Origin of the sequence: Mycobacterium sp. 1245111.1 (assembly GCF_001673405.1) — a bacterium.
Lineage (GTDB): Bacteria > Actinomycetota > Actinomycetes > Mycobacteriales > Mycobacteriaceae > Mycobacterium.
The window spans coordinates 1-13,079 of sequence record NZ_LZLV01000112.1 but is presented as its reverse complement, the minus strand read 5'-3'; the positions used below and the strand labels follow the sequence as shown (position 1 = coordinate 13,079).

Here is a 13,079-nt window from a genome sequence, read left to right as displayed (position 1 = left end):
GCGTTGTGCTCAGTGGCAGCACCGAGATTTCGGCGGGAATCGATGCCGTTCATCGGATTACCCGAACTCCATGACCAAATGGGTCAGGCGTAGCGCGGAGATCTTCCATTGACCTGCGACGCGGACCCAACGGTCGTGGTAGTGGCCGAAAGCCGTCAGCGATGTGCCGTTGTCCCACACAACTCGCTCCTGGACCGCCCAGATGACCGAGGCCTCGTCGCCGTGGAGATCGAATTCCGGTGCGTGGACTTGATGCACGGTCTTGGCGCCGGCAACTGACGTCTGCACGGCATCGAGCACATTGTCGCGTCCGGTGATGGACGGTACGTCGGGATTGCTGTCGCTGAGGTCGAATTCCATATCTTCGGTGAGCAATTCGCTCAACCCCGTCCAGTCCTTACTATCCAGCAGCCGGCAGTAGCGTGCTTTCGCCTGCGCCAGTTCGTGGAACGCCACGACGTCGATATCACCGGCCATGGTCGTCGCTTCCCGTTAGGCGACGTCTCACGTGACCGCTAGCCGCAGTCGCTCGAGCCTGCGGACCAAGATGCTCGGCAGCCAGCGGCCGGTGTCGACGGCGTCGATCCATTCGGTGTGGGCAAGCACCGACTCCAACACGATCCGGGCTTCCATCCGGGCCAGCGCCGCGCCCACGCAGAAGTGGGTGCCCTTTCCGAATGTGAGGTGGCTCTTGCTTTTCGGTCGATCCAACCGGAATTCATTGGGGGCGTCGAAATGAGCAGGATCACGGTTGGCTGCGCCCCACAGCAGCAACAGGCGCGAACCTGCGGGCAAGGTGACTCCACTGAGGGTGGTGTCGTGGACGACATGACGATAGTGACCGCGAAACGGTGCTTCGTAACGAAGCGTCTCCTCGATGAAGGCGCCGAGCAAGCCACCATCAGCGCGCAGTTCACGCTGGATGTCGGGCTGGCTAGTCAATACCCACATGGCGCTTCCCAGTAACGATGCCGTGGACTCCCCCGCGGCGCTGAATAGGGTGAGCATCATGACCCGGGCGGTAAAGTCATCGAGCTCACCGGTAGCGCAGGCGATCGCCAGGTCGCCCATGAGGTTGTCACCGGGGTCGGCCGCCGCGCTCTCGAAGTGCTCGCCGATGTAAGCGTGAAGCTCCGTGGCCGCCGCACTCGCCGCAGCCAGGCCGACCGCGTCAACGAGGCCATCGAGCAGTTGAGTCATCGCGAGACCGGATGCGATGAGCATGTCGACGTCGTGGTCGGGCACACCGAGGATTCTGCCCACCACCATCATCGGCAGCCGGTTCGCCATTGCGCTCATCCACTCGATACCGTCACTGCCTAGCGCGTCGAGCCACAAACGCTGAGCGGTTTCGGCGACGAAATCCTCTGCTGCGCCAATGCGTTTGACCGCCAGCTGCGGAACCAGCATTTTGCGGTGGACCGCATGAGATGGGTCGTCGGCGGTCGCCAGCACGTGGGTCGGGCCGCCGAGTCGGTCGAGTTCGTATGCCGAGACACCGCGATCTGGCGCGTAGGTCATCGTCGCCGTCAAGTTCGACGAAAAGTCTTCGGGTCGCGCCAGCACATCGGTAATCGAGTCCCAGCCACAGACTGCGTAAAAGCCCGAATCGGCAATTGGGTGCACCGGCCCCTGCGCTCGCATCCGGTCATACAGCGGATACGGGTTTTGAATGTTGGCGTCGGCGAAAAACTCCAGCCCGATCTGCTCCTGCTGGACCGTCATACGGCATCAGCGCCCACGGCAGCTCCCGGCGACACGACCACATGTGACAGATTAACACTGAGTGTTCTATCATCCAACGCATCGATGTTCTGTCCGCCGTCCCCAATGGAGGGGTAGATGAACCGTCTCACCGGCAAGGTGGCTGTTGTCACCGGCGCAGCCCGCGGTCAGGGCCGCAGCCACGCGGTCCACATGGCCGACGAAGGTGCCGACATCATCGCCCTCGACATCTGCGCCAATATCGAATCCAACGAGTACCCTCTTGCGACTCAAGCTGACCTCGACGAGACCGCAAAGCTCGTCGAGAAGTCGGGGCGGCGCGTGGTTGCCGCGGTGGTGGACGTCCGCGATCGCAGTGCGCTCAAGAAGGCTCTTGATGCCGCTGTCGCCGAGCTCGGCGGTCTGCACGTCGTAGTGGCCAATGCCGGAATCTGCCCGCAGGGCAACCACATTCCCTATCGCGGGTTCATCGACGCCTTCGACGTCGACTTTGTCGGAGTGGTCAACACGGTGCATCTCGGCCTCGACCACCTCACCGCTGGCGGCTCTGTCATTGTGACGGGCTCTATCGCGGGATTAGTTGACCAGAAAGATCTGGCCACCGGCGGTGGGCCGCAAGGCCCCGGCGGTGCTGGATATGGAATGGCGAAAAAGATGGTGCGCGACTACACCAAGGCGTTGGCGCTGACAATGGCCCCGCACAATATCCGGGTCAATGCGGTTCACCCGACCAGCGTCAATACCGATATGCTGCACAATCTTTCGATGTATCGAGTCTTTCGCCCAGACCTACCCGAACCGAGCCGTGAAGACGCTGAGGTCGTCTTCCCAATTCTGCAGGCAATGCCGATCCCCTATATCGAGCCTGAGGATGTCTCTCACGCAGTCGTCTATCTCGCTTCCGATGAATCTCGCTACCTCACCGGACAACAGCTCTTCATCGACGGCGGCGCTGGGCTGAAGATGGGTGTGTAAGCCTCCGATGCTGCGGCAGCCATACCGCAGTGTTGGGCGAGTGGCCGCCGAGATTGCAGTGCTGCTATATCTCACCGCTACCGCAATACCTGCCGGAGCACGCGCTGATTACCAAGTCCCCCAACCATTGCCGGTGTTTGAGCCGCACCCCTCGGAGTGGCAACCGAACTACTCGGCTTTTCCGTACAACGTGTGGCAAAGTCACGTCACGGTCGAACAGGTCAACGCCGAGCGCGAATCCTGCCAATGGTTCGACGCTCAGTACGACCAGCTTATGGGCCAGGTCTTGGCCTTTCAGCACGCCCTCGGGGATCACCACGACGTCTGGTCAGCGCCCGGTATTCAGCCATCCGGCGATACGGTGGTCGCCAACGTGGACCGATCAGCTGCTTTTCTCGATACGCGGGTCCACACTCTCTACGTCGTCAACTACGACAAGAATCAGTATTCACCGCTGTATCAAGGTGATTCGCTGTACCACCTCTGGTACCAGCTCACCCAGATCAGCGCCAAGATGCGGCAACGAGACGTTTCCGGTGTTATCAACGCCAACATCGCCATCGCCAACGTCTACGGCAACACCATCCGAGACTCGACTGTGTGCAACGGGGCCTGAATACCACGCCTGGTCTTTCCTAGATCCTTGCCTTTCTCCCCGGTTCCGTTGAGCTGCCCCGGGGACCCCGCTATAGTCAGCAGGTCAAATATTGTTCAATTGTTACACACTGTGTCAGTGCGGACGACGTCTCCCCAGCCTTAGCTGGGGCGCGCAGTCGCGCACTAGCACTCGGGAGGGGCGTGTGCGAACGCGCTGGAGCGTGCCGTCGTCGCATCAAGGGACTGCCATCGTCACTGGTCGTCCCGTGCTGAACGCCCTCGTCTCAAGGGTCGCCAGCTCCGGATGGTGTCGGGAGCCGACAGTGGATCGTCCATGACCGCAGTGGAGGACGCAGAGCTGGACGCCGGTCGTCTTGACGGCGATGGACTCGTCGCAATAAGGAACTGGTCGGTCGGCTACATCGAGCGGCACCCGCTGGCCTCGCTGTCGACCGTCGGCCAGCAGTTCGTCCTGGGCATACGAACCCTCGAATACTTCTTCGTCGACTTGGTGACAGGCCAATTCCAGTGGCAGGATTTCGTTCGGCAAGGCGCGTTCATGGCAGGTACTGCCGTGCTGCCTACGATCTTGGTGTCCCTACCGATCAGCGTCACGCTGTCGATTCAATTCGCCCTGCTCGCAGGCCAAGTCGGCGCCACCTCGCTGGCCGGCGCGGCAAGCGGCCTAGCGGTGATCCGACAGGGCGCCTCGCTGGTGGCCGCGGTACTCATGGCATCGGCAGTCGGATCGGCAATCACCGCCGACCTCGGCTCACGCACGATGCGCGAAGAGATCGACGCGATGGAAGTCATGGGCGTGTCGGTCATACGACGCCTGGTGGTTCCGCGATTCGCCGCCGCGATCATGATCGGCGTCGCCCTGACCGGCGTGGTGTGCTTCGTCGGATTTTTCGCCAGCTACATATTCAACGTCTATTTCCAAAACGGTGCACCCGGCAGTTTCGTCTCGACGTTTGCCTCGTTCGCGACCACGGGTGACATGATCATGGCGCTGGTCAAAGCGGTCGTCTTCGGCGCCATTGTGGCCGTCGTCGCGAGCCAAAAAGGCCTGTCCACCAAAGGCGGACCGACCGGCGTGGCGAACGCGGTCAACGCGGCGGTGGTCGAAGCCGTGTTGCTGCTGATGGTCGTCAACGTCGCCATCAGCCAGCTGTACATCTTGCTGTCCCCTAGAACGGGCCTGTGATATGGCCGTCGCCACCTACCAGCCCTTCGCGCCGTTCACGATCCGGCTGATCTGGCTCTACCGACGGATCGCCAAGCCCGTCATCCGGTTGGGCCACATGCTCGTATTCTTCGTACGGGCGCTGGTGGCGATACCAATTGCGTTGCGCCAGTACCCCAACGAATTCCTTCGGCTGCTGTCCAACATCACCTGGGGCAACGGCTCGATCGTGGTGGGCGGTGGAACCGCAGGCGTGGCGGTTGTGCTGGGAATGACCGTCGGAGCGCTGGTCGGCATCGAAGGTTACAACTTCCTAGACCTGTTGGGACTGGGCCCGGCGACCGGCTTCGTCTCGTCGCTGGTCAACACTCGCGAGTTGGCTCCGCTGATGGCCTCTTTGGCATTTGCGATGCAAGGCGGTTGCCGGTTCACCGCGCAACTGGGGTCGATGAGGATCGCTGAAGAGATCGACGCCATGGAGTCGATCGCGATTCGCCCGATCCCCTACCTGGTCGCGACCCGACTGTTGGCCTCGATCGTCGCCATCATTCCGCTCTACACCGCCTGCCTGGCGATCGGATACCTGAGCACCCAACTCGTGGTGGGGATCAGCAGCGGCGGCTCGACAGGGTCGTACTTGCACTACTTCACGCTGATGCTGGCCGGCCAGGACATCATCTATTCCTTGATCAAAGCCGTCGTTTTCGTGTGGATAGCGTCAACAATCCAGTGCTACTACGGCTATTACGCGAGCGGCGGACCCGAGGGCGTCGGCGTGGCCGCCGGGCACGGCATGCGCGCCAGCATCACCATCGTGATCATCGTCAACATGCTGCTGACCATGGCGCTGTGGGGCGTCGATGCCGGCGCAAGGTTCGGGGGCTAGGTCATCCCATGCCGAACTCGCTAGACCTCGACGGACGCGGCCCCTCAGACCGGCAACTACTCGGCCTCGGCGTGGTCGTACTCATCATCGCAACGTTGCTCGCGTCTGGCTTGCTGGCCCGGTCCACCGGCCGACTCGACAACTATGTGCGCGTCGTCGCTGATCTTGTCAATGTGGGCGACGGTCTGCCACAGAAGTCTGACGTGAAGTACCACGGTGTTCTGGTCGGTATGGTCAGCGACGTCGAACCCGCCTCGCGTGGAAAACCCAACTACGTCCACATTGATCTCAAACCTGAATACGCTCAGTCGATTCCGGCTTCGGTAACCGCACGCGTAGTCCCCAGCAACGTATTCGCCGTATCCTCAATACAGCTTGTCGGCAACGGACCCGGCACGGCTATCCTTGCCGGCGAGCACATCCCGGAAGATACCCAGCTCCCGACAGTTTTATTCGAGACCACAGTCACTAAGCTCCGCGACATTCTCTCAGCCGCGGGCCGAGGCCGAGATGACAAATCCGTCGGAATCCTAGCCGCACTCGGGGCCGCCACAGACCATCGTCGGGTGCCCTTACTGAACGCCGGTGCGCAACTCAATCGTCTACTGGATCAAATGAATTCAATTGTCGGCACCGACACCGGACCCTCCACTGTCTCGGCTCTGGTCGACGCGACACGCGGACTTCAGGAGGCGGCTCCAGACCTCCTCGATGCACTTCAGCGGCTGGTCGAGCCGATGCGAACGTTCACCGAGACCCGCAGTCAGTTCGCCGCGCTGCTGGCCGGCGCCGACCATACCGTGGGCACGACGCGCGAATCGTTCAGCAACCACATCGATCAGTTGATCAACATCACCGGCGACCTGTCGCCAGTCGTGGGCATACTGGGGATGAAGTCGGGCAACTTCGTGGGTGCAGTCAGCAAGCTCGACAACGTGGCGGCCAAATTCATGGAGCAGGTTTGGATTCCGTCGCTGGCCACCCCCAACATGCGAGCCCGATTCTCGTTCAGCCAGACGTACGCCTACAGCCGGGCAGATTGCCCGCACTACGGTGAACTCAAAGGGCCCAGTTGCTTTACCGCACCGCTGATTCCGAACAAGCCCGACCTGCCCGCAGAGTTGCTGCCGCAGAACTACCAACCGCCCAAAGATCTTGCACCGCCACCGGGCACCACCGTCGGCCCCGACGGAAACCTGGTCGCCGTCGGCCCGCCGCTGATCAACCCGAGTCCGAACTTGGCCGATCCCAATCCAGCCTTGCCGCCGTTCCATTCCCCATCGCCACCAGTACCGCAGAGCGCCAATCCCGATCTGGGTCCACCACCCCCGCAGCCGCCAGCACCTGTGGCGCCGCCGCCGCTGCTGGGTCCGCCGGCGGCGGGAGCGGTGCCGTCGTCCTTCGGAGGAAACGTCGGGCCAGTGGGCAGCCAATACGAACGAAACATGCTGACGGTTATTACCGGCAGACCCGCCACCGCCGCCGCCGAGATCCTGCTGGGTCCGATAGCGCGCGGAACGACGGTATCCGTCACTCATTCACCCGAGAATGACCCGTCGAAATGAGGTGCTTGTGAGATTTCGCGCGCCGCTGATTGGCCTCTCGCTCTTCATGATTGTCGCGCTCACCGTCACGTGGCTGGTATACGCAAGCCTGCGACGTGACGTGGCGGGAACGACGGAACCGTACGCGGCGGTTTTCTCCGATGTTTACGGGCTTCGCGAAGGCGACGACGTTCGGGTGGCCGGTGTGCGGGTCGGCCGCGTTGAAAAGGTCGATCTCGACGGAAAACTCGCGAAGGTATCCTTCGTGGTCCAGCGGGACCAACGTCTGTTCGCCAACACCATCGCCAGCGTGACGTACCAGAATATCGTTGGCCAGCGCTATCTCGGACTCTCGCTGGGCGCCCAAGGCGACTCGCTCCCCCTGACGCCCGGCAGCGTCATCCCCTTAGATCGCACTGAACCGTCTTTCGACGTCACTGCGCTGCTCAACGGTTACGAGCCTCTATTCAGCCTGCTCAACCCCCACGACGCCGACAACCTCACCAAGGGAATTCTCGAATCACTGCAAGGCGACACATCGTCTTTGGCGACTTTGGTCAGCCAAACATCCACTCTGGCAGAAACATTCGCGGGCCGCGATCAGGCGCTCGGCACGGTCATCGACAACCTCAACAAGGTACTGGGCAACCTCGCCGCCCAGAACTCCGACTTTGACAGCGCCATCACCCAAACTCGACAAGTCGTCGCAGCGCTCGACAAGCGACGACCTGAGCTGCAGTCCTCATTCGGCTCGCTGTCAAAAACGCTGAGCCACGTCGCCACTTACGCGCGTAGCGACTACCCCGCATTTCGCGAATTCGTCGACCGTAAACCAGGTCTCATGCGACATCTAATCGATGTCGAACCACAGGTGGCCTTTTTTGGTGACAACGTACCGCTACTGCTCAAGGGACTGACGCGGGTGGGAAACCAGGGTGCCTTCGGCAACGCCTACCTGTGCGACGTCAACTTCTTGAGCTTCTTCCCAGGTCTCAATGATGTGGTACCCATCATCGTCAATGCCGCGACGCCGGGAAACAAGATGCAATTCACCCCGAGATGCAGGAATATGGCCGATGGCTGATTCATCTGTATTGCAACGCTTGCGAAGTCGCCCGCTGGAAAGCTATAGCACGACCTGGCTGGGCTTAATCTCGGTCCTGGTAGTAGCTATCCTGATCGGATCGATGCTCGCCATCCATGCGGCCGGCGTCGGGTACCGCCACTACACCGCCGAGTTCCTCCAGGCCGCTTCACTGCGCGCTGGTAATCCAATTACGTTGGCGGGCATACCTGTTGGCGAGGTGACGGGCATGAAGCTCGCCGGCGACCATGTCGAGGCCAACCTGAAGGTCCGTGACACGGTCGTGTTAGGTAAGGATTCCAAGGCGGCGATCAAGGTCACGACGATCCTGGGGTCGCGATACCTCTCACTCGAGCCGAACGGCTCAGCGCCGCTGCCCGACAACACTTTCGATCTCGCACACACCGAAGTGCCTTACGATCTTCAAGTCGCGCTGCATGACGCAACCACCACCTTCGAACAGGTCGACTCCGACAGGTTTGCGCAATCGCTGGCCGTGCTCGGAAAGCAGGTTCAAAGGTTGCCCGACGTCGTGCCGCAGGCGGTGCAGAACATCAACTCCCTGGCATCGATCATCGCCCAACGCCGCGACCAGCTCGGCGAGCTGCTCAAGAGCACCGAGCAGGTCACGAATACGTTGCACAGCCAACAAGCCGGTCTGGGCGCTTTGGTCAATCAAGCCCATGACCTACTCGGCCAGCTTGTGGCACGCCGCACGGTTTTTCACGCGATGATGCAGGCACTGACGAGCTTGGTCGAAACGATGGCTGAGATCCTCGTCGACGACCGGGCAGGCGTCGATGCGCTGCTCAGCGACGTGCACGACTTCACCGGCATGATGGCCGACCACGACGACCTGCTGCGCAACATGCTGCAGGTGACGCCGATCTTCCTGCGCGAAGCCGCCAATCTGACCGGCGATGCCAACGCGGTGAGCTTCAACGCGCCTAATGGTCCGCTCTTCGACTCATGGATGTGCGCAATCAGCGGCCGCGCCAAGCAATTTGGACTCATTCAGTACTTCAAGGACTGCCGATGAAGTACCTCCGACTCGGGCGCCGTGGCCGAGCGCTCACAGTGGCCACGATTGTCGCGATCATCGCCGCCCTCGGGCTGGGGTGGAAGGTAATGTCCTCCGATACAGCTCCCATCACCGTGACCGCCCAATTCGAAGACGCAGCTGGGCTTTACGAGGGCAACGCGGTCGCGGTACTCGGAATGCCGGTCGGAAAAGTCACGAAGATCACCGCCCGTGGCGCGTACGTCGATGTCGATTTCACCATCGACCGAGATGTCAAAATACCGGTGGACGTACAAGCCGTCACCGTGTCGACGTCCATCCTCACCGACCGACAGATCGAACTCACCCCGCCTTACCACAACGGTCCGACCCTGCGCGACCGCGACACCATCGGCCTCACCCGCACCAAAACACCCGTCGAATTCAGCCGTGTTCTCGCCGTCCTGGACAAGGTGACCAAGTCCCTCGAAGGCGACGGTCACGGAAACGGACCGATTGCCGACGTACTGAACGGCGGCGTCGGCGTAGTCGATGGCAACGGCCCCAAAATCAAAGGCGCGCTTGATGAGTTGTCGAAGGCGCTCCGACTGAGTAGCGACGGGGGCGCTCAGACCCGTGGACAGATCACCACCATTGTCAAAAACATCAGTTCCCTCTTCGAGGCAGCGGCCACCAACGACACAAAGCTGCGAGAGTTCGCGTCCACGATCCACCAGGTCAGTCAGATCGTCGCTGACGAAGACATCGGTGGTGGCACCACCGGCAAGCGGCTCGAGCAGCTGATCCAGCGTGCCGGTGATCTGCTCGACACCCACCGTGACACTCTGCGCGACGCCGCACGCAACGGAACCACCCTCGTCAAAACGCTGGAAGACCAAAAGCGTGATCTTGCAGAGACACTCGACCTGGGCCCGCTGGTAGCCGACAACGCCTACAACATGATCGACCGACAAAACGGCGCTGTACGTGCACACTTCCTCACCGATCGACTCATCTTCGACGGCCAGTACGCCAAAGAAATCTGCAACTTGATGGGTCTGCGACAACTGGGATGCAGCACTGGAACAATTCAAGACTTCGGACCCGACTTCGGGCTGACGTATGTCCTGGACGGCCTGGCCGCGATGGGCCAAAAGTGATGCGGAACAGAATGTTTGCACGCACCAAACCCGCGTCGGCCATCATCGCGGCGCTGATGATGAGCTCGGGCTGCGCCACCAATGGTCTCGCCAGTCTGCCGCTTCCGGCCCCAGGATTGAGCTCCGGCGGCTACACGGTCACAGCCGTGTTCGCCAACGCGCTCAACCTTCCCATGCATGCCAAAGTCAAACTGGCCGGCGCCGACGTCGGCCAGGTCGAATCGATGGTCGCTCACAACTACACGGCAGTCACCACATTGCGGATCCGCGACGATGTCACCCTGCCGCGCACCAGTACCGCCGAACTCCGAACAGCGACACCGTTGGGGGACGTCTTCGTTTCGCTGCGCCCGCCCACCAAGACAGACCCGGGAACGCCGCCGCTGCGAGGCGGCGATGTCATCGGGCTGCCCTCCACCACCGCCGCGGCGACAGTCGAGTCGGTGTTGAGCTCCGCGGCGATTCTGGTCAACGGAGGCGCCGTCCGCAATTTCACGAACCTCATCAACGGCTTCGGCAAAGCGAGCGGCGACCACGGAGAGGCGTTCGGCAACCTGCTGCACAAATCCAATCAGCTGCTTGGCACTTTGGATGCGCGTTCGGGACAGTTCTCGAATGCCCTGACCGAACTGGACCATCTGAGTCACAACCTCGACACCAAGAACCGAAACGTCGCCGAACTCATCGCAGCGGCCCAGCCCGCCACATCGGCGCTTGCCGACAACACCACCCAGCTGTCCGATCTCGCGGTGCAGGTCGGCGATACCAGTCGACTCCTGGCTAAATTTCCGACCATAGGTGGCACAAAAACCGGTGACCGCAGCATGATCCGCGATCTCAACACAATGGCGAAATCAGCCAACGACGCAGCGGTCAGCCCCGACACCAGTTGGGCACCGCTGAATCGAATGATCCCCGCGATCGTGAAAGCTACTGCCGGAAACTCGATTTCCGTGCATGTTTCGGTAGACCAGCTCACCCTGGGCGCGATACCCGACGTCGGATTTCCCGGTGATAGGGGGTTGCATGGACCGAGCCGCTACACCTGGAACGAATTAGTTGGATCGCTCAAATACACCCTGTGGCGCCTGCAAGAGCGCATCGTCGGGCGGGGTCCGAACTCTCCGCAGGTGCCAGTGATACCGGATCCGAACATCCCGGGTCAGATCGACAGAGCGCCAGCACCCGCACCGCCAGAAGGGCATCCGCGATGACCGGCACTCTCGCTGACGCACTGGTCCGCACGGTGCGCGGAGCCCACCGCCGACAAACTTGGTTGTCCCTGGTCGGACTGGTGCTGACCCTGATAATCGCCAGCGCCTATTTAATGATCGACGCGCTACGCGTGACGCCTCTTGCGTCGTCGTATTCGGTGACCGTAGAACTCCCCGAATCAGGAGGATTGCTGCCCAACCAAGACGTTTCGCTGCGTGGCGTGCGCATCGGACGAATCGAATCGCTGCGCATCACCGAACACGGCGCTGCCGCCGTTGCGAGCATCTCGTCGAACGCGAAGATCCCGGCAGCCAGCGTCGTGCATGTATCCGCGCTCTCGCCGGCGGGCGAGCAATACCTCAACTTCGAGGCCCCCTCCAATACCGGGCCGTACCTCCACAACGGCAGCGTGATCGGGCTCGACCGCGCCACGGTCCCCGTTTCACTTGCTCAATTACTGGGCGACGCAGACGGATTGCTCCAGCAGGTCGATCCACAAAAGATCGAGCTCATCAAAAAGGAGTTGAGTCTGAGCAAAGCGGGACGGCAAAAGCTGGCGGCCATTGTGGACGGCGGCACCATGCTCTTGTCGACCCTGGACTCGGTCCTGCCCCAAACCACCAGCATCCTGAAGACAAGTCGCGTCGTATTCAACCTGACCAGTGACAAGAGCGCAGGTCTTTCGGCGGCCGCTACCGAGCTTCACCGCACCTTGTCCGGCGTCGCGGACATGCAAGCAGGGTACCGACGCCTGACAGCGCATACGCCGGAAACTCTTGCGGCCGTGGACCATTTGTTCTCGGATAACTCCGAGACGATGGTCCAACTGCTGGGCAGCCTCGCCACCGTGTCACGGCTTCTCTACCTGCGAGTGCCAGCACTCAACGCGTTGTTCCCTGATTACCGCGGCTCGGTGTTCGACGCCCTCGCCAGCACCTTCCACGACCACGGGGTGTGGGCGAATTTCGAGCTGTATCCCCGCTACGTCTGCAGCTACGGAACGCCCGCGCAATCGCCGTCAGCGGCCGACTACTACGAGCCGTTCATGTACACCTACTGTCGCGACGACGATCCCGGGGTGGACATTCGCGGAGCCAAGAACGCTCCGCGCCCGGCCGGCGACGACACTGCGGGACCGCCTCCCGGGGCCGACTTAGGACGGAGAACCGACCCGACACCCCGCGGTCGCTACACGATACCCACTCCCTACGGCGGTCCAGGCCTGCCGATCGAACCGCCGCACTAACACCGACCCCCCACGACAAGGAGATCACGATGGCCGCCACGACCGCGAAATGTTCCGCTACGGAGGCCGAAATGCCTGTGGGCACAGAAGAACACGATGAGACGCAACAAGATACCGGCCTTCAGGTCGATGACGAGCAGACTGCCGACGTCGACACAGCGGCACCCTCTGGAGACGACCAAGATGACAGTAAGTCGCACAAACGCGAGCGCACGCTGAGCAGGCTCGGCAAGCTACCATGGCGCCAGCATTTCCGCCGCAGCATCCTTCCGCTGTTGCTCGCTATCGCACTGGCTTCTTGCGGCTGTCTCGGCTGGAAGCAGTGGCAGACGCACCAATTAGCGCTGGCCGGTCGACAAGCCCAGCAAGCCGCCGTCACCTATGTGAACCGCCCCGGCATGTCCGGAGACTCCACTTGTTGGGAAAGTTGGAGTCATGTCAGGGAGTACGTCGAAGCGGTA

The 13,079-nt window shown here is 61.6% G+C and carries 12 protein-coding genes and 1 pseudogene; 11 read left to right on the top strand and 2 right to left on the bottom strand.

Annotated features, from left to right (window positions below; translation table 11 throughout):
• Positions 1–57: 57 nt before the first annotated feature.
• Both A5658_RS16625 and A5658_RS16620 read right to left on the bottom strand, forming a co-directional pair.
• Positions 58–477 (bottom strand): nuclear transport factor 2 family protein, encoded by a 420-nt coding sequence (locus A5658_RS16625; RefSeq protein WP_067337368.1) that lies wholly within the window; start codon positions 475–477, stop codon positions 58–60.
• A gap of 27 nt (positions 478–504) precedes the next feature.
• Entirely contained in the window at positions 505–1,725 is a 1,221-nt protein-coding gene (locus A5658_RS16620) for a cytochrome P450 (RefSeq protein ID WP_067337365.1), read from the bottom strand.
• A 117-nt stretch (positions 1,726–1,842) separates the two neighbouring features.
• On the opposite strand from A5658_RS16620, the gene A5658_RS16615 reads away from it, so the two are divergent.
• From A5658_RS16615 to A5658_RS16565, 11 genes and pseudogenes are all read left to right on the top strand, one after another.
• Positions 1,843–2,700, top strand: coding sequence for a mycofactocin-coupled SDR family oxidoreductase (locus A5658_RS16615; protein WP_067337362.1), 858 nt, complete (start codon positions 1,843–1,845; stop codon positions 2,698–2,700).
• A 7-nt stretch (positions 2,701–2,707) separates the two neighbouring features.
• Positions 2,708–3,316 (top strand): hypothetical protein, encoded by a 609-nt coding sequence (locus A5658_RS16610; RefSeq protein WP_067338362.1) that lies wholly within the window; start codon positions 2,708–2,710, stop codon positions 3,314–3,316.
• 315 nt (positions 3,317–3,631) lie between these two features.
• Positions 3,632–4,504 (top strand): ABC transporter permease, encoded by an 873-nt coding sequence (locus tag A5658_RS16605; protein ID WP_067337359.1) that lies wholly within the window; start codon positions 3,632–3,634, stop codon positions 4,502–4,504.
• Position 4,505: 1 nt separating this feature from the next.
• Positions 4,506–5,369: an ABC transporter permease gene (locus A5658_RS16600; protein WP_067337356.1), complete on the top strand. Its 864-nt coding sequence runs from the start codon at positions 4,506–4,508 to the stop codon at positions 5,367–5,369.
• An 8-nt stretch (positions 5,370–5,377) separates the two neighbouring features.
• Positions 5,378–6,934, top strand: a complete 1,557-nt coding sequence (locus A5658_RS16595; protein WP_067337353.1) for an MlaD family protein — start codon at positions 5,378–5,380, stop codon at positions 6,932–6,934.
• A 7-nt stretch (positions 6,935–6,941) separates the two neighbouring features.
• Entirely contained in the window at positions 6,942–7,997 is a 1,056-nt protein-coding gene (locus tag A5658_RS16590) for an MlaD family protein (protein WP_067338359.1), read from the top strand.
• A complete protein-coding gene (locus tag A5658_RS16585) occupies positions 7,990–9,036 on the top strand; it encodes an MCE family protein (protein WP_067337350.1) in 1,047 nt (348 codons plus the stop codon). Before A5658_RS16590 ends, A5658_RS16585 begins: the two co-directional genes overlap by 8 nt.
• Positions 9,033–10,157: an MlaD family protein gene (locus tag A5658_RS16580; RefSeq protein ID WP_067337347.1), complete on the top strand. Its 1,125-nt coding sequence runs from the start codon at positions 9,033–9,035 to the stop codon at positions 10,155–10,157. Before A5658_RS16585 ends, A5658_RS16580 begins: the two co-directional genes overlap by 4 nt.
• Before the next feature lie 11 nt (positions 10,158–10,168).
• Positions 10,169–11,371: an MlaD family protein gene (locus A5658_RS16575; RefSeq protein ID WP_067337344.1), complete on the top strand. Its 1,203-nt coding sequence runs from the start codon at positions 10,169–10,171 to the stop codon at positions 11,369–11,371.
• Entirely contained in the window at positions 11,368–12,618 is a 1,251-nt protein-coding gene (locus tag A5658_RS16570; protein ID WP_067337341.1) for an MlaD family protein, read from the top strand. The genes A5658_RS16575 and A5658_RS16570 overlap by 4 nt, the downstream gene beginning before the upstream one ends.
• Positions 12,619–12,647: 29 nt before the next feature.
• Positions 12,648–13,079 (top strand): annotated as a pseudogene (locus A5658_RS16565) (hypothetical protein); the annotation flags it as partial.